Source organism: Beduini sp., assembly GCF_047239305.1.
GTDB lineage: Bacteria > Bacillota_I > Bacilli_A > Erysipelotrichales > Coprobacillaceae > Beduini.
In genome coordinates this window covers 56,799-76,686 of sequence record NZ_JBKTEM010000007.1, presented here as the reverse complement: position 1 = coordinate 76,686, position 19,888 = coordinate 56,799, and the positions used below count along the sequence as shown (strand labels likewise).

Here is a 19,888-nt window from a genome sequence, read left to right as displayed (position 1 = left end):
ATGTATAAAGTTATTAAAAGAGATGGGAAAGTTGCAAATTTTGATTTGACAAAGATCAGTTCTGCTATTGCGAAAGCGTTTGAAGCACTAGAACGTCAGTATGAACCCAGCATTATCGAATTACTGGCATTAAGAGTGACAGCTGATTTTGAGCCTAAAATCAGTGATGGTCATGTGCATGTGGAAGCAATTCAGGACAGTGTTGAAACGGTGCTTAGTGAATCCGGCTATGGAGATGTCGCAAAAGCATATATTTTATATCGTAAACAGCGTGAAAAAATCCGTAACATGAAAGCAACCATTTTAGACTATAAAGAATTAGTGGACAGCTATGTAAAATCAACAGATTGGCGTGTTAAAGAAAACTCAACGGTTACTTATTCTGTTGGCGGATTGATCTTAAACAACAGCGGAGCGATTACAGCGAATTATTGGCTGTCAGAAATCTATGATGAAGAAATCGGTAATGCCCATCGTAACGGGGATATTCATATTCATGATTTATCAATGCTGACTGGCTATTGTGCAGGCTGGTCACTGCGTCAGCTGATCAGTGAAGGACTTGGCGGAGTAACTGGAAAAATTACGTCTGCTCCGGCAAAGCATCTAGCGTCATTATGCAATCAGATGGTTAATTTCTTAGGGATCATGCAGAATGAATGGGCAGGCGCACAGGCTTTTTCTTCGTTTGATACGTATTTGGCGCCTTTTGTTAAAGCGGATCATTTAGAATATAATCAGGTTAAAAAATGTATCGAATCATTTATCTATGGTGTCAATACACCAAGCCGCTGGGGAAGTCAGGCACCGTTTACCAATATTACATTGGACTGGACAGTACCGGCTGATTTAGCGGAACAGCCAGCCATTGTTGGTGGAAAAGAAATGGATTTTAAATATAAAGACTGTAAGAAAGAAATGGATATGGTCAATAAGGCATTTATTGAGATTATGATTGAAGGAGATGCCAACGGACGCGGATTCCAATATCCGATTCCAACATATTCGATTACCCGTGATTTTGACTGGTCAGATACAGAAAATAATCGTTTATTATTTGAAATGACATCTAAATATGGAACCCCATATTTTTCTAATTATGTCAACAGTGATATGGAACCTTCCGATGTAAGAAGCATGTGCTGCCGTTTACGTCTGGATTTACGCGAATTAAGAAGAAAATCAGGTGGATTCTTTGGCAGTGGAGAAAGCACCGGCTCAATCGGAGTTGTTACAATTGACTTGCCTAGAATTGCTTATCTGGCAAAAGATGAAGCAGATTTTTATGCTCATTTAGATCATATGATGGATATTTCCGCACGTTCATTAAATGTCAAACGTACAGTCGTCACAAAACTATTGAATGAAGGGCTATACCCTTATACAAAACGCTATCTTGGATCGTTCGATAACCATTTCTCAACGATTGGATTAATCGGAATGAATGAAGTAGGACTGAATGCCAACTGGCTCAAAGCTGATTTAACGCATAAAGAAACACAGGAATTTGCGAAAGAAGTACTGAATCATATGCGTGAACGCTTAGTGATTTATCAGGAAGAATACGGAGATTTATATAACTTGGAAGCAACGCCGGCGGAATCAACGACCTATCGTTTAGCGAAACATGATAAAGAACGCTATCCGAATATTATTACCGCAACAGATAATGATAATGCTCCTTATTATACGAATAGTTCACATTTACCGGTAGGTTATACGGAAGATATTTTTGAAGCATTGGATGTGCAGGATGAATTGCAGACACTATATACATCAGGAACGGTATTCCATGCTTTCCTCGGTGAAAAATTACCGGATTGGCGTTCAGCGGCAACCTTGATTCGTAAGATTGCTCAAAATTATCGTCTGCCTTACTATACCCTTTCGCCTACTTATTCGATCTGTAAGGATCATGGCTATATTAATGGTGAAATCTATACTTGCCCAAAATGCGGGGGAGAAACAGAGGTTTACAGCCGTATTACCGGATATTATCGTCCTGTAAAGAACTGGAACATCGGTAAGTCTCAGGAATTTTCAGAAAGAAAAGTTTACAATGTCGGTCAGACAATCTTGAATGGAAAAGAAGCTTTTCCTGAATCATCAGCACCTAAAAATAACGATGTGGAAGTAAAAAGCGGCGGAAAATTATATTTATTTACAACGAAGACATGTCCAAATTGTCCGACTGCAATCCATATCTTAAATCAAGCGAAAGTAGCATTCGAGAAGATTGATGCGCAAGAAGAAATTGAACTGACTAAAAAATTCGGTATCCTGCAAGCACCTACTTTAGTAGTGGTACAGGGGGATGAATATCAAACCTTCAGTAATACCGGGAATATTAAAAAATATGTAGATACATTAAATAAATAAGACAGAGTCGCCTTTTATGAGGCGATTCTTTTAATTTGGGTGAATTATTCTAAATAATTCTTACTATACCGTTTTTTTTAACGCACATATTTTAGATTGAGGAGGTGAAAAAATGAGTCAGTTAGGAATTGATATAAGTGAATTTCAAGGCGTAATAGATTTTGAAGCCATAGCCGGAAACATTGATTATGTGATTATTAGGGCGGGCTATGCGGACGTGGTGGATCCCCAGTTTGAACGAAGTTATGCTGAATGTAAACGATTGAATATTCCCTGTGGCACCTATTTTTATTCGTATGCCTTGAATACTAAAGAAGCACAAGCGGAAGCAGATTTTTATTTGAGTTTATTAGCCGGTAAGGTTTTTGAGTATCCTATTTATCTTGATATGGAAGATGGCGATCATTATAAAGAAGAACATGGACTTACCGATCCACAAGAATATGTGGCGATTACACAGGCCTTCCTAAGCCAAGTAGAAGCTCAAAATAACTATGTTGGGATATATTCATCACAATCTTGGTTTGATAAGTGTTTAGGGGCGCCTTCTTTAAAGCGCTATGACCGCTGGATTGCCAATTGGGGAACCAATGATGGAACAATTCAGGTCGATGTCAGTGATCAGGCAGGAATGCTCCAATATACTTCGGTAGGATCTATTGAAGGATATGACGGCAACGTAGACAGAGATATTGCCTATTTAGATTATCCAAGTATTATTGTCGGAGGAAATTTTAACGGTAATGGTCAAAATGAAGAGCCGCCGGCACAAACAGAATATAAGATTGGTGATCACGTTAAGTTTGAAAGCTGTTACCGATCATCAACAGCTAAAATAGGCTGGCCCCCAGAAGGTGAGGCGCTAGTGCCGGATACCAATCATGGAGTGATTACTGCTATCTATGATGGAACCAATAACCCCTATTTAATTAATGATGGCATGTGCTTCGTGAATAATGGTGATATTCAGGGGTATTATGAGGTAAAACAAACCACTTATGAAGTGGGAGATCATGTGATGTTTAACAGCTGTTACCGATCATCTACAGCGACAGTCGGCTGGCCGCCGTTTGGCGAAGCACTGGTACCGGATGTTGATCATGGGATTATTACAGCTATTTATGATGGAACTAATAACCCTTATTTGATCAATGATGGCATGTGCTTTGTGAACAATGGCGATATTACAGGGTATTATGATAAAAACACTTATGTGGTACAGGCGGGTGACACATTGAGTGAAATCGCAGAACAATATGGAATCAGTTATCAGGCTTTAGCACAGATGAATCAGATTAGCGATCCTAATCTTATTTATCCGGGACAAACATTAAGGGTCCCCTAAAATAAAAATTTCCCCATCATGGGGAAATTACATAGCACCGTTCTTAGAAATCACATCTTTATAGTAATAAAAACTATCTTTTTTTATACGTTTTAATTCTTTAAGATCATCATTTGTACGATCTACATAAACCATGCCATAGCGCTTGTCCATTCCTTGTGAACTGCTTAATAAATCAATGAATGACCAAGGATTAAACGAGAAAAGTTCAACCCCATCACCAATCGCTAAAGACATCTGTTCAACCATTTCTTTAAAATAAGCAATTCGCAGATCATCGTGGATTTTTCCGTCTATTCCCAATTTTTCGTTGGCAGACCATCCATTTTCAGTAATCATGACAGGTAGGCGATAACGTGCATAAAGACGCCTTAAAGCAAAACGAAGTCCAATTCCGTCACGATTCCAATTATATTCACTGTATGGAGTATAAGGATTTTTATAGTATTGGTATTCTCCGGCAACACTTCTGCCTTGTCTTGGCAAGTCGGGACCACTATACTCCTCAGGCATATTTTCATTGACATATTGTCCCACTACTTCTGTTACATACCAGTTAATCGCAATGAAATCAGGACGGGCATCTGCCAACATCTCTTTATCTTCCGGTAAAACATCAAACATCAGATTCTTTCTTTTCAGTTCATTAATAAAATAAGGTGGATATTCTCCATAATAATGTACATCAATCAATGAAAATACATTAAGATCATCCATTTGATAGGCAAGCATCATATCTTTTGAATTGACGGTTGCAGGTAAACGAGTCGTATAGGAAATGCAGGGACCAATTTGACCGTTAAAGTGCATAGAACGATACAGCTTAGTTACTAAGGCATGCGCTATACACATATGATGGAATGCCTGATACGATGTTTTTAAATCGGTTAGTCCTTGGAAAAATGGCAGTTCAGTGATGACCATCTGCTCATTGATCGTTAACCAGTAAGGAACAATATCACCAAAGCTTTCAAAGCAAACTTTAGCGTAACGAACAAAATCTTGAATGCATTCGCGGGAAGCAAACCCATTGTATTTTTCAATCAGTGCCTGTGGAAAGTCAAAATGATATAATGTAACAATTGGAACAATATCATTTTTTAATAGTTCTTCGATTAAACTGTGATAATAAGCTACCCCTTTAGGATTAATTTCTCCACAACCATCCGGAATAATCCTTGACCAAGCAATTGAAAAACGAAAACTCTTTAAACCACACTCTTTCATTAATTGAATGTCTTCTTTATAGTGATGGTAAAAATCAACCGCGATAGAACTATCTGCGAGTCCGTTTTCATCACTTGCCTTTTTTAATCTTAAATCAGCAACAGTTAAACCTTTGCCATCTTCTAAATAGGCACCTTCAGCCTGAAAAGCAGAAATACTTCCGCCCCATAAAAAATCTTTTGGAAAACTCATGTATTATCACCTCAGCTTCATTATAATTAATCAGCACTCACATAAATTTCAAAATTTGAAGAGTTTATTCATAGATATTTTCTCCTATCTTATTATGAAAACGATCAATCAAACGCTCATAAATACGCATAATCGCATACCTGCTTAACCCATTGTGGCTGTATTTTCCGCAAAACAGCACAATATCAAATAAAGCTAATAAAGAAGGATCATGGGACTGGGTAATTAAAATCTTAGTACAGGGTAGTTTTTGAATAGACGGATAGTAAGCTTGGTCGCTGTTAAGATGCAGGTATTGCCCATTAATGCTAGTCACAATGATTAAATCAGTAGGGCAAATACCTTGTATGTAATCATCAAAAAAATTCACTTTAGCAACAATTTCACTAAGTTTTCCGTGTGAATATAACTGTTTTTGAAAGTATAGAGCAGGATATTGAAATTCACCATAGCCAAGCAAATAGATATTGTCTGCTTGCATAATCTTTATAGCTGCTTGGTCTAATTGGTAAATTGGCTCCACCTCTATTAAACGCATATTTTCATTCATATGTTGTAAGTAGGATTGCTTTTCATTGAAATTATAAATTTGAGGATAATTTTTCAATTCTTTCCTACTTGCCTGCTGTCTAAAATGCTTATAATTCTTATAGCCAATTAATTTAAAAAAACGATGCAACGTAGAATCTGACACATGACAGAGTGCGGCTAATTCCTCTAATGAACAATTGGGCACTTCCTTTAAATGGATCAGCAGTGTTTTGGCAATATCATAGTTTGTATCTTTTTTTATAGAACAATTAATATAATTGAGTAAAGTATAGATAAGTGTCTGCATAATCAATTTCTCCTATACCTTATATTATAACTAAGTTATGTAGTCTGTTCATCTTTTTTAGTGAAAACGTCAATGAAAATAACGATAATCAGCTCATTCTATTATTCTTCCATCTTTAATACAGCTATTTGATTGCGGTAGATAGATGCTTTCATATTGTCGCATTGGTACCTTTGTGATAGTATTAAATATAAATAGAGAAGTATTATATATAGAAGACTAGATCAGGAGTTTGAGAGGTAATTTAATGAGTGGGTATATTTATATTTTAACCAATCCTTCTTTTAAGGAATATGTGAAAATTGGTTATGCAGATGATGTTCAGAAAAGATTAAATCAACTTAATCGAAGTGAATGCATCCCATATGCATTTAGAGTGTATGCAATTTATGAAGTTGAAATGCGACTTTCTGATAAGAAATTACATAGTATTATTGATAAATTAAATCCTAATCTTCGATCTATAGAAACTTTTGCTGGAAAGAAACGAGTAAGAGAGTTTTATGCTATGTCACCAGAAGATGCGTATAGTATTTTGGAAGCAATGGCAGAAATACATGGACGCAAAGATAAATTAAAGAAGGTTCAACCATCTGACTATGAAGAGAATGAAGAAGAAACAGCAAGTGAAATTGAAGCGGAACATAAAGAACGTATGGCTCCTTTTGAATTTTCAATGTGTAATATTAAACCGGGATCTATATTAGAGTTTTACAATAGCGGAAGTGTTAATTCAGGTCGTACATGTAAGGTTGTCGATAATAAGCTGGTGGAATTTGAAAATGAATTATGGTCTTTATCTGCTCTTGCAACAAAATTATTAGGTTCTAAATGGGGTGTTGCCGGACCAAAATATTTTAAATATAATGGAGAATGGTTGAATGATATTCGAGAAAAAATGCAAAATAAATCGGGTGATTAAAATATTATGATGATGTAATGAATACCTTGAGTTTTTATTAATAAAAAAATGAAATAGTATTTGCTTTTATTTAAACTCTATGTTATACTATGTATATAGTAACTAGCAACGATATACAATTACATGGATCATCCATCAACATTGTCTATTCTTAGTACAGTGTTGGCGGATGATTTTGTTTTTAATATAATGCTTCTTATTAAATAAAAAAGGAGGTATTTCATAGTATGAATACAGGAAAAGTAAAGTGGTTTAATCAAGATAAAGGATTCGGTTTTATTACAAGTGATGCAGATAGAAAAGACATCTTTGTACATTTCTCAGCAATCCAATCAAGTGGATTTAAAACATTAAACGATGGAGATAATGTTAGCTTTGATATCGTTATGTCTGATCGTGGTGAACAAGCTTCAAACGTTACAGTTATCTAATTTGATAATGAAAAGGAAAGCAATTACAGCTTTCTTTTTTTTTATACAAAATTGTTTGCTTATAGTTATTTTTAATAAATATATTTATATGAATTATTGGTAATTCTAAATTTCTTTTGCATATAAATCAATAATTTGTGGTAAAATAAAGATATCAAGCATATACTTAATAGAAAGATAGGTGGATATATGTATGAAAAAGGAGATTTGATTGTATACGGGAACCAAGGTGTTTGTAAGATTGAAAATATAGGGAAATTAGATATTGGAAGCAGTTCTAATGAAAAAGAATACTATACCCTTGTTCCGGTTTTTAGAGAAGGAAGGACGTATACGCCAACGGATACAAAGGTGCATATGCGACCTCTTATTACGAAAGAGGCGGTTGATCAGCTGATTTCAATGATCTCAACCATGCAGGAAGATGCATTAGAAAATCAGACTGCTCAGCAGTTGACTTCTTATTATAAAGATCTTATTGATGAGTATTCTTGTGGAGACTTACTGCAGGTTATTCATAGTGTGAGAATGAAACAGGAAAAAATGGAATCGCAAGGTAAGAAGCTAGGACAGATCGATACACGTTATCGAAAAGAAGCCGAAGAATTGCTTCATGAAGAATTTGCGGTTGTACTGGGAATCTCAAAAGATGAGGTAATCCAGTATATCACGGATCAGATGAAACTATCCGTTTAATTGAATAATATTGGGCAGGTACTTTTTAACGAAAAGTATCTGTTTTTCTTTCCAACTTCCCTATATCCTATTATAAATGCTGGGAATTATGCTAGAATATAAAATATTTTTTCTTTAATAAATTGTACAGACAAAAAGGTAAACACTGATAAACATATTTAAAGATGAGAATGTTGAAATAGGGGGGGATCACTGTGTTATTTTGATAATGAAGGAAGAAATGAAACTACAAGCAAATAGAATTGTATAATTTCATTTAGAGGGAGATTAACATGGAATATTCAGACTTAATAGCAGGGATGCAGCGTTTTGGAGCCAACAGTAAAGACATCTTTTATAATTGTATGGGAGTAGATGTAAAGGTTATTAGAGAAACTGTGATTATTTCACCGGGCTGGACACCGCAAAAATTATCGGGATTGGGAATATTTGAATTGATTGTGGATTCATCGCCTTTATTTGGTTATAAGGTATGGGATGTCCGTTACGATGATTTAAACATGACTTTTATAAAAACCGGTTTTGGGGCACCGGCATTGATGGATGCAATGCTTTTATTAGGACTTAGTAAATGCAAACGTGTGATTTTTGTAAGTTCAGTCGGCGCATTAAAGATGGATATCGGAATCGGTGATCTTGTCATCCCTAAATGTTCAATATCCGGGGATGGAGCGAGCCGCTATATTTCTTCAAACAGTTTTACGAATGATGTTTTTGGTCAAAAAAACACCCCGGATAAAAGTCTGTTTGAAAAGTTGAAAAAAGAAACGGAAATAGTGTGTGCAGATCAAGAGGTCTGCTGGCATATTGGAACACCGTTTTGTACGGATACTATTTTTGCTCAGTATCCTTATATTAAGGATATTGTAAGTATGGGATGTGATACAATTGACATGGAAAGTGCAGCCGCTTTTAAAACGGCGGAAATAATGGGAATCCCAATGGCAGCTTTGCTTAATGTTTCCGATAACTCTATGCAGGATCAATCGCTGATGAGTGCAACAACAAACGAGATTCAAGAATATCGCCAATTTGTAAGATGTGAAGTCATACCAAAAATTATTCATCGTCTGATTATTGACGATTGAACAAAATAGGTGTAAATGCGAAGTGTACAGTCTCTCCGTTTTTTAATATTTTAACTGTATATTCTTTAGTCATATAAAATCGCTCCTTTATAAATATTTTTAAATATGTTATAATGAGCACGATAAAAGGAACTGTCGGCGAGACAATTTTTATCATGCTTAGATATATTGGTAGCATATCTTTGAATCTCCGTGTTGGTAGCAGGGGGATTTTTATATTTGTCCTCTAATTCATTTTGTGGATTTTTAACAATGGTATTATTTTTATACATTGGATCTATATACCTGTCATTGTAGAAAGCTTCTTTTAAAAGTTTTAATTCTAAATATTGAGGTTCTGTTAACGCTAGTTTTCCTTGATGCAATCCACCCTCAACAACGTGTACTTTTTGTTTGCAATGAGGACAACTTTTTTTCTGTTTTGGCATTTCAATTTTCTTTTTACAATATGGGCATATTCCATCAGTATATAAGGTAATAGCATCGGTAAGACTATCCTCATAATCAATACATTTTTGACCAAAGAGAGAAATATACGTATTGGTACTGTTAGCATAAATGTTCACTCTATCATCAACTCTTATATAATTAGAAGTAACTTTAGTTTCTTCAAAGGTCACATCTAATTTCATTTTTTTATCTTGACTATTTTTTATTTTAAAATAAGACATATGTAATGAGCTGCGGTGCATGGCAATGTGAAATATATTTTGATCAAGTACAGTTTATAAAAGAGTAAAGTAAAACCCTAGGTCCTATTTGGACTTAGGGTTATTTGTTAAATCCAATAAACACTTAGTTCAACTATTGCAACTAATATAAATATGGATATTGGCAATGGGATATTAATAATTCTACTTGATAATACTATTAATACTAAAGTAATAATAAAAATAATTGAAGTAGTGTACTTTTTTTTATTATCAATTCTTTCCCTGGTCATTCTTCTTGTACTATATATGACACTTACTAGAGATACCGCAAAAAGGATTACTTGCATAAAATTGGCTTTTTGAACCGAATTCACATTGAAAACTAGATTAATAAATATACTTGTACCAATGACACTGACTAAAGATTCAATGATTTTCATCATTTTTTTATCCATATTAATAATTCATACAAGCCCCGCCCGCTTCATCGGGTCTTATTGAATGAAATTTATACTGATATGTTTTTACTAAGTCAGTATAATTTGGTTTAGCATAGTACCATTGAGTTTCTAATACATAAGATGGACAATCATCCATATAAGCCTGCCAATATTCAATGTACAAAGTTGCATAAGCAACACTTCCTACAAAACTTATAACTCCTGTTATTGTTGATATTGTACCTAATATAGGGTGAATAAAGCTTACCATTGCTGTTGCACCACTTACATAACCTAATACTTCTACAACAACTTTATTTGTTTTATAATAGGGACCATAATTTTTCCCCCAACTACCGTATGTTGATATATTATAATCTCCATTAGGGTTTTCCACTTCTTCACTTTTAGAAATATAAAATTTATTTCCAAATTCAGATGTTGCTGTTAGATTATCCAAGTTTCCTTCAATAACATAACGTTCACCATTAACAATGAATAAAAAACTATTATTTCTTATATTCCCTTCGTATAAGATATAATTATTATTATTTATATCTTGTATAATAGAAGTACCAGCGTTTTCTGTGTCATTGGAATACACAATTTTAAAATTTGGATTTTTATCTGAAGATATATTTAAAAGAGTATTAAAATCCCCAGATTGCAATGCTTCATAGTTATAGTCTCCAAATTGAGATGGATCCTGAGATGAGTATAGTTTAGGTGATTTATTTTGACTGATTAAATTTAAATATTTTTCCTCTGCTGTTTTATCATGAATTTCGAATTTTTCATTGAATGAATTTTCTGTATTCTCGGCAGCTAAAGCGGTAAGATTTAATGAACAAAATCCAATAGTTAATGCTAAAAATAATGTGCAAATTATTTTTTTAAATTTGTGTTTTGACTTCATGATTGAATCTCCTTTTAATTTTCAAAACGAGACTTCGCATTTCTGCTACTAGAAATTATTAAGATAAAATATTATATGCATTGGTGATACACCTCCTAACCTTATTAATATTTCTTTAAATCTACTTAAATGTTAACATAGTTTCCCATAAATTTGTTGATTCCAATGAACAATGCAACAAATTATAAAGAAATAGCTAAATGAAAACGCTTATACTATAATTGTTTATACACACTCATATCTTTACAAATAATAAGTTTAAGATTAACACTGTTCTTAAATATAGTAAGAGGTAAAAATATGAATTTTAAATGTAAATGCGGAAAAGTAATCATAACTTATGATGTATTTTATGAAGAAAGTGGAAAGTTTAAAGCATATGTATATACATATCCCGTTTGTGGCTGCTGTCAGATAGATATACATTATAAAAATAAGGTTAAAATAATAAAAAGATTCTTAAAGAAATAATGCCATTTACACATATCCATGTTATTATACTATTAGTAATGTGTAGGAAGAATGTGGATATGGAAATAGGAAAATTAAAAAGATTGTATTTTTAAATCTTATATCCTCTTATGGGGATTATGTTAAAGCAATCAAGGAAGATCAAACAAATGTAGAGGTAATGGAATACTGCGAGGGGATTATATTCGGGCAACTTAAAATGACGCTAGATTTAGGGCTGATAGTACAAGATGATTTAAGCAATGTTTATCATTCGATTATAGATTATAAATATGCAGCAAAAGCTATCAATTAAGATAGCTTTTTTACTCTAAATTTACTCCTAATCGTATAAAAAATATAGCTAATTAATCTAAAAAACATTAAAAATGAGCCTGTTTTATGTATAAAACACATAAAAATTATGTGTTAGATTTCAATAAACGAAAATAATTGAGAAATCTAAAAAATAGGTATAGTATATATGGGTATGGGGAGGTATGGGAATGGATGAGAGTAGAACAATGACAAGAGGTTCGATTTGGAAATCGATCGTTTATTTTTCAATTCCATTATTAATCGGAAATGTATTTCAGCAATTATACAACACAGTCGATAGTATCGTTGTAGGGAACTATGTAGGAAAAGAGGCTTTAGCTGCGGTAGGATCATGTACCGTTATCATTAATATGCTCGTTGGTTTTTTCATGGGGTTATCTACCGGAGCCAGCGTTGTTATTTCACAGTATTATGGGGCGAACGATCATAAGAAGCTGCATGATGCGGTTCATACATCAATCATGATGACATTAATCTTAGGCGTTATTATGACATTTGTGGGAATCTTACTGTCACCGACATTATTGAATTTTATGAAGACACCTGCTGATGTTATGCCGAATTCATCACTTTATTTAAAGATTTATTTTGCCGGTATTTTAGGATTGATGATCTATAATATGGGGGCTGCGATTTTAAGAGCGATTGGCGATTCAAAAAGACCGCTTTATTTCTTGATTTTTTCTTCGATAGTAAATACGATATTAGACTTAGTGTTTGTTATTGTGTTTGACATGGGGGTTGCCGGAGTTGCATGGGCGACTTTAGTAGCACAGGTACTATCCGCTGTTTTGGTCATTGCTTTATTAGTAAGATCAAAAGAAGCATATAAAATTATTTTAAAAGATCTGCGTTTACATAAAGATATGTTTACTAAAATGCTGAAGATTGGATTGCCGGCTGGATTGCAGCAATCAATTACAGCATTCTCAAATATATTTGTTCAAGGCTATGTTAATGTATTCGGTTCTTCGGCAATGGCCGGATGGAGTTCCTATACGAAAATTGACCAGTTTGTTATTTTACCGGTACAAAGTATTTCATTGGCATCTACAACATTTGTTGGTCAGAACTTGGGAGCAAAGGACGTTGAGCGTGCCAAAAAGGGAACTAAAACTTCTTTGATGATTTCAATCGGTGTTACTATTTTCTTATCTGTACTATTGAATATCTTTGGTAATCAGGTATTAAGCATTTTCTCACAAGATGCAGAAGTATTAAAGTATGGAAATATCTTTTTAAGAACCTTCTCGCCATTCTATTTTGCGATTTGCTTTAATCAGATATATGCCGGAGCTTTGCGTGGGGCAGGGGATTCCAATGCGCCAATGGTGATCATGCTGTTTTGTTTTGTTGTTTTTAGACAAATTACTTTATTCTTTGGAACCCAATTCTTTAGTTCCATCAATTTTGTTGCTTTCAGCTATCCTTTAGGTTGGGTTCTATGCAGTGCTTTATTAGCTTACTATTACTATAAAGGAAAATGGCAGAAGAAGTTAAACAGTGTTGTTGATTAGGAGGAATTAAGATGAAAATCCCAAATAAACCAGGAGAAATAAAAGACTACTCAATGTATCGAGTAGAAAAATTAAAAGATCATATATTTCATATTGAAGATCGTATTGATAATCCTTCAAGCATGTACTGTATTATCGGAAGTGAGAAAGTACTATGGGTTGATACTGCCAATACGCATGCCGAGTATGAAGAAGAATTGACACAAATAGCCGAAACTTTAGCTGATGGCAAAGAGATAATGGTTGCGATTACGCATAATCATTATGACCATGTTGGAGGACTAAATGCTTTTAAAAACAAAACAATTTTGTTTCCCTTGAAAGATAAAGAGGATAACTTAGAAACAAGGGATTATCAGTTTATCGAAGATGGGGATATAATTGATTTAGGAGATAAGCAGTTAAAGGCAGTTGAAGTACCCGGGCATACAGCTGGATCAATGGTTTATATCGATGCTAAAGAAGAATTGGTGATCACGGGGGATGCCATTGGTTCAAGCTATGTCTGGCTGTTTTTCATGGATCAGGTTTTAGAACACTATAAAAAAGGAATTCATCATTTGTATAATGAAATCAAACATTATCAAAATCCGTTGTTTATGTGCGGACATCGTTGGCAGCAGTATCAAAGTATCGGACGTGATCCATTGTCACCGGTCAATGCACCTATGACGATGCAGTACCTGCTTGATATGATAAAGCTGGTAGATATGATTGAAGCTAAAACGGCTTTGACAAGACCTTTTAATACTTTGGGAAAACCTGAAGAGCATTGTGTGTACAGCTTTACAGGCTCTAAAGCAGAGATTGATTCATTTGTATCTCTGATGAAATAAGCGCAGCAGCGCTTTTTTAATGTTTAAATAAGAATGTTTCATCAAGCATAAAATACAATAAATTTCTAATTAATTATTTATAATTTGTGACAAATCGATTTTATTCTACAATTTTCATTCTTTTGTTGTCTTACAATAGGAATGAAAAGGAGGGCTATGTATTGTGGAAGGTACTAAACAAGTATTGGATGATATAAGTGGTAAATTATCTGATATTAAGGATCAATTACAAAAAATTGATGCTGATGTATTATCTGTAGAAACGATTTTGGCTGATATCGTTGCAGATAAAGAAAAAGACGAATAGGGAAAAAGAACCTGATAAATGATATATACCTAGAATCCTGGATACATATCAGAAATCAGGTTTTTTATTATCCGATTTTGGAAAATGAAATATCTTTTGTTATGCTTTTCTTTCTTTTATGATGAAGATGAAAGAGAGGTAATTATATGAAGAAAAATCCAGATCAATTTCCGAATCATTTTTTATGGGGAGGAGCATTAGCGGCAAATCAGTGCGAAGGAGCCTATGATGTCGGCGGCAAAGGGCTATGTATCGCAGATATTAATCCTTATAAAGATAATGTTGCATTAAAAAAGAAATCAAATAAAGAGATGAGTTCAAAAGATATTGAATCCCTGCTTCATGATCCGAGCATGGTTTTTCCGAAAAGATATGCCATTGATTTTTATCATACGTATAAAGAAGATTTAAAGCTATTAGCAGGAACCGGAATGAACAGTTTGAGAATCTCTATTAATTGGGCAAGAATCTTTCCTAATGGGGATGAAACCGAGCCCAATGAGGAAGGATTAGCTTTTTATGATCACTTAATCGATGAAATCATAAAAAATAAAATGGAACCGATGGTTACAATATCCCATTATGAAATGCCATTGCATTTAGCGACACATTATAATGGTTGGTATAACCGACAATTAATCGAATTTTTTGTTCGCTATTGTGAAACATTGTTTAAACGTTATCATGATAAAGTGAAATATTGGATTTTAGTGAATCAGATGAACCTGATTAAATATGAATCTTTTAACCATTTAGGGATTCCCAGTGATCGTGTAGAAAACTTACTGGAGGCAAAATATCAAGGTGTACACCATGAATTGGTGGCATGTGCATTGAGTATTGATATCGCCAAAAAGATTGATCCAAGTATGCAGATTGGAATGATGTCTTATTATGCAAATTGTTATCCGGAAACATCGGATTCAAAAGATGTCATGGCGGCGATGCGTATCAATCAAATGGAATTCTTTTATTCTGATATTTTAGTCAGAGGAGAATATCCTAAGTATGCCTATCGTTTCTTTGAAGAAAACAATCTTGATATTAAGATTACAAATGAGGACATAGAAGCGTTTAAACATACAGTCGATTTTGTCAGTTTCTCCTATTACTATACAAAAATTACCAGTGCAAAAAACTATGGCACTGAGGAGGCGGTGAAAATTAATCCTCATATTAAAACGAATGAATGGGGATGGGGAATAGATCCGGTAGGATTAAGAGTAGCATTGAATGAGTATTATGATCGTTATCAGCTGCCGATTTATGTAACAGAAAATGGTATGGGATTTATCGAAACGCTTAATGAAGATGGCACTTTGCATGATCCGTATCGTATTGAGTTCTTGCGTGAACATATTCGACAGATTAAAGAAGCCATTAAAGATGGTGTGGATGTCAGAGGTTATTATCCTTGGGGACCGATTGATATTGTCAGCTGTTCAAGCAGTGAGATGAAAAAACGCTATGGATTTATTTATGTGGATTTAGACGATTACGGAAAAGGCAGTGGGAAACGTTCATTGAAAGACAGTTATTACTGGTATCAGACAGTAACAAAAAGCAATGGAGAAATATTATAAGAATGAAAGCGGAATCAACTGAAAGGTTCTGCTTTTTTGTTGGTAAAGTCAGCAAGTTGTTGTATAATAATTGAAGAGGTGAGGCAAGATGGATATTCCGATTAAAGATATTGTAGAGGCTTTTAAACAGGATTTTAATCCTCAGGAATGTGAAGGAATTTATAATCTTACACATCAAGATATTATATTTACGATAACCAAGCTTAAACAGTTTATTTTACATGCTCAGCTTCAGGAAATTACCTTTAGTGAATTAGAAGAACTGTTTGATTTTATACAAAGTGATGAAGTGTTGGAAACCTATATTAATGAATTAGTTGCACCGTTCGCACCGGGGATGATGGTGGGGCAAACTTTGGAAAGTGAATTTGTCGGATCGATTGGTATTTATGATCGGTTTGTATATGAAAAGGAAAGACAGGGCGGAACGATTATGATTGCTCCGATTCTCGTGGTCTGTACACTGGTTCAGAATGCCTATCTGTTTATTAATGATATTATGCTTCATCATGATATTAGCTATTGCTTAGATAAATGCAAAGGGCTCAGTGAGCGTGAAATTGAAATAGAAGATATCTATCGTCATGTGGTTCATTTGATTATTAAGCCGCTTTTAGAAGTTCTTCATTACCGTGCGCTTAATCCAACTCAAAATATTCCACAGTATATTGTGACTTCGTTTGGGTTGATTGAAGCCGAATATGCTATTGAACATGGTTATGAAATTACACAGCAAATAGAAAAGACGTTAGACGATATGTTGAAATCGTTAACGCCTGAAGATGTTAAAGAAAATAAGTTGATTAATTAATCTTTAATAAATACATAACGAGATGAGGCAGAATGCGTTGGACTATAGTGAAAATCATCCACAATGATTTCCTTTATTGTCTCAAGATCTCTTATCTCATGCTTTATCAAGTAATTCAACATGGATCCTCGTGCTTTTTTGATCAGCATTGAGGGTCTTTTTAATTGTTCATTATTCTTGATTGCAAAATCGATGGTGATAAGGTTGGGGTGTTTCACTTGCTTAGCGTACTCCAAAGAGGCAAGGCTGATAATAAAGTCTTCCTCTTGCAGCAATTTATTAACCTCTTTGTCCCAGTATTCATAAAGATTTATACCATCAATCTGACATAAATAATCCAAACGATAGAATGAAATCTCATCTAAATAGCGCAGACATCCATATAATGCATCCAGTATGTAGAGGTGTTCCGATAAGTAAGCATGGTGTTTAGAGGTATAAGTGGAGAGTTCCAATTGTTTAAAGACAGTGCCAGTATAATAGTATAATGCAGGTATTTTTTTAGTTTCACGCAGTCCGTCATAAATGCTTTGAGCCAATTTTGCAGAGACATGCATTCTTTTTTCTATCATAGCAGGATCATCGTTTAATAGTGTGTTTTTTATCGGTTCAGTCAGTTCTAAAAACATTGGCTGTGTAGACGGCAGTGAGCAAGGCTGCTCTTTTAGAGTTTTACTTGGGGATATAATAATCTTCATTGCTTTTCCTCCTAAAAAATACTATATATAAAAAACTCCGGCGTGTCAAAAGATGTAATTTTATGATACAATGGGGTGGGTGATAAAAATGAATACAATAATTATAGATCGAATTTTAATGCATATGATGGATTTTGAACATCATCAAATTTTCTTTTCTGATGACTTTTTAGAATTGAGTCCGACGATGCAGGAATATTATGACAAAAAACTGGAAAAGGCATGGTTGAGTCCGCAGTTAAAGGAGTTAACTTTGGGGGATTTTGCTCCCATTATTTTAAGAAGCAAGGATATGGTTGAAGATGATGATAAATTTTTTCAGCACGCTAAATCGATTACACAGGAATTGTTTGATTTAGGAAAGATGATCCAGCTGATGCCAAATTGCAATATTATATTTGTGGAATGCAAAATTGATGGAATGAAGCACATGGTCATCATTAAATTAAATTATAAATTGGCGCCGGTCAATGTACTAGAAGAAGATGAAAATGGAAATAAAGTAGTAAGAATCACAAATCGCCAAACTGTTCCGACAAAAACAGCTAATGTCGAAGAAGCCATATTGGTGAATGTGGAGGATAACCGAGTTTATCTTATAGAGAAACGTTTTGAAATTGACGGACGTCCTGATTATTATTTGAATCCACAATACATCAAAGGGGAACCTAAGATGACGGATAAGCAAAAAGTATCTCTTTTAAATAAGACGATTACTAAAATCGAAAGTCAGTTTGGAGTAAATGAGTTTGAGCCAAAGGCACTGATTAAACAGGAAATGGCAAATCGTGTTTTAGATCATCAGGATATTAAACCTCATGAAATTGCATCGGTCATATTGGAAAGAGACTATAATGCAAAAGAAGAAGCCTTAGATATCTTGACAGACTTAGGTATTGCAGAAGAAGATACAATTTCACAGAATTTTGAAACAGTGGAAAAATTATCTAAATGCAAACTTGTTACAGATACTGAAATTGAGATTACATTGAATGTCAGTGACTATCTTGAGCAGAATCATATAAAAAAGACACGCCATGAAGATGGTACCTATACAATCGTATTAGAAGATATCCATGATATAACATTGAAATAAATTTAACCTCCTGTTTGCCCTTGTTTACTGTATAATATGGGTAAGGAGGTTTTCTTTATGGCAATTGAATCAATCGTTAATTTTTATCCTTGTAAAGACATTGAGGAAACAACGGAGTTTTATTTAAAAGTCATTGGACTCACTTTGTTTCAGGATCAAGGAAAAGCAAGAATTTTTGACAGTGGGTATGGCTATTTAGGGTTTTGTCAGTATGATCATGACATGCTGGCAACGCAGACCTGTATCTCTTTTAATTTAAAGGATCAAAAAGAAGTAGATGATTATTATGCTAAGCTTAAAGGACTGAATGTAGATGGATTGATTCCGCCCAAAAAGCATGATCAGTTTGATGTCTATTCATTCTTTATGAGAGATCCCAATGGCTATCAGATTGAATTTCAAAAAATTAAAAAATAGTGTAGCTTTAAGTTACACTATTTTTAAAACAGCCAGTATAATCAATAATACTCCGGACAGCCAGGAAAGATCCAAATCCAATCGTTCGGATAGCTTTTTGCCTAAATAACTTCCAAGTGCGATGACGATTAAGTTAACAATTAACGCACATAAAAGAATTTCTACCGGATGGATGATACTTAATCCCACGCCCAGTCCTGCAGCTAGGCTGTCAAGTGATAGGGCAACGGCAAGGGAAAGTGCTTCCTTTGGCGAAAGGATATGAGAACGATCGTAGTCTGCTTTGGTTGGGGTAGCATAGACTTGCAGGATCAATGTTAATTGTTTGGTAGTAATAGATATAGGTTTATCAGAACCTCTTTTAATTAAGGCTTTCATGGAGCTGTCATAAAGTTTGATGACTCCAAGAATAAAGAGTAAAGTAAAGCAGAATAAAGAGGTGACAGGTGGTGGGATGATTGTTTTAATCATTGCCCCTAAGCCAAGGGATATCCCTAAAAATGTACACCCGATAACACTGATGATGGCAGCAGAAGAAACTGGAATCTTGATTTTACTGCTACCATAGGCAAAACTAGCCACAAAAGAATCGAGAGATAAAGCTACGACAAGTAGCAGAATTTCACTGAGATATTGTAGAACTGCCAAGAAAATCCCCTCCTAAATTAAGATATGTTTAAAAAGAAGAAGAGGTTGGGAATTTGTCT

At 34.3% G+C, this 19,888-nt stretch carries 19 protein-coding genes; 13 read left to right on the top strand and 6 right to left on the bottom strand.

What is annotated here, in order from left to right; genetic code table 11:
• Both ACLRVU_RS10620 and ACLRVU_RS10615 read left to right on the top strand, forming a co-directional pair.
• On the top strand, positions 1 to 2,379 hold the full coding sequence (locus tag ACLRVU_RS10620; protein WP_412891841.1) for a ribonucleoside triphosphate reductase: 2,379 nt from the start codon (positions 1 to 3) through the stop codon (positions 2,377 to 2,379).
• A gap of 112 nt (positions 2,380 to 2,491) precedes the next feature.
• Entirely contained in the window at positions 2,492 to 3,724 is a 1,233-nt protein-coding gene (locus tag ACLRVU_RS10615) for a GH25 family lysozyme (RefSeq protein ID WP_412891840.1), read from the top strand.
• Positions 3,725 to 3,751: 27 nt separating this feature from the next.
• Here the strand turns inward: ACLRVU_RS10615 and ACLRVU_RS10610 are convergent, their stop codons facing one another.
• Complete coding sequence (locus ACLRVU_RS10610; protein ID WP_412891839.1) at positions 3,752 to 5,143, bottom strand: glycoside hydrolase family 1 protein; 1,392 nt, start codon at positions 5,141 to 5,143, stop codon at positions 3,752 to 3,754.
• Positions 5,144 to 5,207: 64 nt separating this feature from the next.
• Positions 5,208 to 5,981: a MurR/RpiR family transcriptional regulator gene (locus tag ACLRVU_RS10605; protein WP_412891838.1), complete on the bottom strand. Its 774-nt coding sequence runs from the start codon at positions 5,979 to 5,981 to the stop codon at positions 5,208 to 5,210.
• Between the two features lie 247 nt (positions 5,982 to 6,228).
• On the opposite strand from ACLRVU_RS10605, the gene ACLRVU_RS10600 reads away from it, so the two are divergent.
• From ACLRVU_RS10600 to ACLRVU_RS10585, 4 genes are all read left to right on the top strand, one after another.
• A complete protein-coding gene (locus tag ACLRVU_RS10600) occupies positions 6,229 to 6,903 on the top strand; it encodes a GIY-YIG nuclease family protein (RefSeq protein ID WP_147551443.1) in 675 nt (224 codons plus the stop codon).
• A 227-nt stretch (positions 6,904 to 7,130) separates the two neighbouring features.
• Complete coding sequence (locus ACLRVU_RS10595; RefSeq protein WP_041137880.1) at positions 7,131 to 7,334, top strand: cold-shock protein; 204 nt, start codon at positions 7,131 to 7,133, stop codon at positions 7,332 to 7,334.
• 189 nt (positions 7,335 to 7,523) lie between these two features.
• Positions 7,524 to 8,030 (top strand): CarD family transcriptional regulator, encoded by a 507-nt coding sequence (locus ACLRVU_RS10590; RefSeq protein ID WP_147551445.1) that lies wholly within the window; start codon positions 7,524 to 7,526, stop codon positions 8,028 to 8,030.
• A gap of 272 nt (positions 8,031 to 8,302) precedes the next feature.
• Positions 8,303 to 9,118, top strand: coding sequence for a phosphorylase (locus ACLRVU_RS10585; protein WP_147551447.1), 816 nt, complete (start codon positions 8,303 to 8,305; stop codon positions 9,116 to 9,118).
• A gap of 65 nt (positions 9,119 to 9,183) precedes the next feature.
• Here the strand turns inward: ACLRVU_RS10585 and ACLRVU_RS10580 are convergent, their stop codons facing one another.
• Together ACLRVU_RS10580 and ACLRVU_RS10575 are read right to left on the bottom strand one after the other, a co-directional pair.
• Positions 9,184 to 9,750 carry a hypothetical protein gene (locus ACLRVU_RS10580; RefSeq protein WP_147551448.1) on the bottom strand — a complete coding sequence of 189 codons (567 nt, stop codon included), beginning with the start codon at positions 9,748 to 9,750 and terminating at the stop codon, positions 9,184 to 9,186.
• A 477-nt stretch (positions 9,751 to 10,227) separates the two neighbouring features.
• Positions 10,228 to 11,127: a hypothetical protein gene (locus tag ACLRVU_RS10575; protein ID WP_147551451.1), complete on the bottom strand. Its 900-nt coding sequence runs from the start codon at positions 11,125 to 11,127 to the stop codon at positions 10,228 to 10,230.
• 956 nt (positions 11,128 to 12,083) lie between these two features.
• Here ACLRVU_RS10575 and ACLRVU_RS10570 point away from each other — a divergent pair.
• From ACLRVU_RS10570 to ACLRVU_RS10550, 5 genes are all read left to right on the top strand, one after another.
• Complete coding sequence (locus ACLRVU_RS10570; RefSeq protein ID WP_412096832.1) at positions 12,084 to 13,433, top strand: MATE family efflux transporter; 1,350 nt, start codon at positions 12,084 to 12,086, stop codon at positions 13,431 to 13,433.
• Between the two features lie 11 nt (positions 13,434 to 13,444).
• Positions 13,445 to 14,269, top strand: a complete 825-nt coding sequence (locus tag ACLRVU_RS10565) for an MBL fold metallo-hydrolase (protein ID WP_147551453.1) — start codon at positions 13,445 to 13,447, stop codon at positions 14,267 to 14,269.
• Between the two features lie 163 nt (positions 14,270 to 14,432).
• On the top strand, positions 14,433 to 14,576 hold the full coding sequence (locus ACLRVU_RS10560; protein WP_412096833.1) for a hypothetical protein: 144 nt from the start codon (positions 14,433 to 14,435) through the stop codon (positions 14,574 to 14,576).
• A gap of 146 nt (positions 14,577 to 14,722) precedes the next feature.
• Positions 14,723 to 16,159, top strand: coding sequence for a glycoside hydrolase family 1 protein (locus ACLRVU_RS10555; protein ID WP_412891837.1), 1,437 nt, complete (start codon positions 14,723 to 14,725; stop codon positions 16,157 to 16,159).
• Between the two features lie 88 nt (positions 16,160 to 16,247).
• Entirely contained in the window at positions 16,248 to 16,970 is a 723-nt protein-coding gene (locus tag ACLRVU_RS10550) for a hypothetical protein (protein ID WP_412891836.1), read from the top strand.
• Here the strand turns inward: ACLRVU_RS10550 and ACLRVU_RS10545 are convergent.
• Complete coding sequence (locus ACLRVU_RS10545) at positions 16,967 to 17,668, bottom strand: YaaA family protein (RefSeq protein WP_412891835.1); 702 nt, start codon at positions 17,666 to 17,668, stop codon at positions 16,967 to 16,969. The genes ACLRVU_RS10550 and ACLRVU_RS10545 overlap by 4 nt on opposite strands.
• Before the next feature lie 88 nt (positions 17,669 to 17,756).
• Between ACLRVU_RS10545 and ACLRVU_RS10540 the strand changes: the two genes are divergently transcribed.
• Positions 17,757 to 18,764 carry a nucleoid-associated protein gene (locus ACLRVU_RS10540; RefSeq protein WP_041137832.1) on the top strand — a complete coding sequence of 336 codons (1,008 nt, stop codon included), beginning with the start codon at positions 17,757 to 17,759 and terminating at the stop codon, positions 18,762 to 18,764.
• Positions 18,765 to 18,821: 57 nt separating this feature from the next.
• A complete protein-coding gene (locus ACLRVU_RS10535) occupies positions 18,822 to 19,181 on the top strand; it encodes a VOC family protein (protein ID WP_412891834.1) in 360 nt (119 codons plus the stop codon).
• A gap of 12 nt (positions 19,182 to 19,193) precedes the next feature.
• Here the strand turns inward: ACLRVU_RS10535 and ytaF are convergent, their stop codons facing one another.
• On the bottom strand, positions 19,194 to 19,829 hold the full coding sequence (gene ytaF, locus ACLRVU_RS10530) for a sporulation membrane protein YtaF (RefSeq protein ID WP_412891833.1): 636 nt from the start codon (positions 19,827 to 19,829) through the stop codon (positions 19,194 to 19,196).
• Positions 19,830 to 19,888: the final 59 nt, after the last annotated feature.

Coding starts and splice junctions, on each gene's coding strand:
- ACLRVU_RS10620 (WP_412891841.1), top strand. CDS start 1: ATGTATAAAGTTATTAAAAGAGATGGGAAAGTTGCAAATTTTGATTTG.
- ACLRVU_RS10615 (WP_412891840.1), top strand. CDS start 2,492: ATGAGTCAGTTAGGAATTGATATAAGTGAATTTCAAGGCGTAATAGAT.
- ACLRVU_RS10610 (WP_412891839.1), bottom strand. CDS start 5,143: ATGAGTTTTCCAAAAGATTTTTTATGGGGCGGAAGTATTTCTGCTTTT.
- ACLRVU_RS10605 (WP_412891838.1), bottom strand. CDS start 5,981: ATGCAGACACTTATCTATACTTTACTCAATTATATTAATTGTTCTATA.
- ACLRVU_RS10600 (WP_147551443.1), top strand. CDS start 6,229: ATGAGTGGGTATATTTATATTTTAACCAATCCTTCTTTTAAGGAATAT.
- ACLRVU_RS10595 (WP_041137880.1), top strand. CDS start 7,131: ATGAATACAGGAAAAGTAAAGTGGTTTAATCAAGATAAAGGATTCGGT.
- ACLRVU_RS10590 (WP_147551445.1), top strand. CDS start 7,524: ATGTATGAAAAAGGAGATTTGATTGTATACGGGAACCAAGGTGTTTGT.
- ACLRVU_RS10585 (WP_147551447.1), top strand. CDS start 8,303: ATGGAATATTCAGACTTAATAGCAGGGATGCAGCGTTTTGGAGCCAAC.
- ACLRVU_RS10580 (WP_147551448.1), bottom strand. CDS start 9,750: ATGAAATTAGATGTGACCTTTGAAGAAACTAAAGTTACTTCTAATTAT.
- ACLRVU_RS10575 (WP_147551451.1), bottom strand. CDS start 11,127: ATGAAGTCAAAACACAAATTTAAAAAAATAATTTGCACATTATTTTTA.
- ACLRVU_RS10570 (WP_412096832.1), top strand. CDS start 12,084: ATGGATGAGAGTAGAACAATGACAAGAGGTTCGATTTGGAAATCGATC.
- ACLRVU_RS10565 (WP_147551453.1), top strand. CDS start 13,445: ATGAAAATCCCAAATAAACCAGGAGAAATAAAAGACTACTCAATGTAT.
- ACLRVU_RS10555 (WP_412891837.1), top strand. CDS start 14,723: ATGAAGAAAAATCCAGATCAATTTCCGAATCATTTTTTATGGGGAGGA.
- ACLRVU_RS10550 (WP_412891836.1), top strand. CDS start 16,248: ATGGATATTCCGATTAAAGATATTGTAGAGGCTTTTAAACAGGATTTT.
- ACLRVU_RS10545 (WP_412891835.1), bottom strand. CDS start 17,668: ATGAAGATTATTATATCCCCAAGTAAAACTCTAAAAGAGCAGCCTTGC.
- ACLRVU_RS10540 (WP_041137832.1), top strand. CDS start 17,757: ATGAATACAATAATTATAGATCGAATTTTAATGCATATGATGGATTTT.
- ACLRVU_RS10535 (WP_412891834.1), top strand. CDS start 18,822: ATGGCAATTGAATCAATCGTTAATTTTTATCCTTGTAAAGACATTGAG.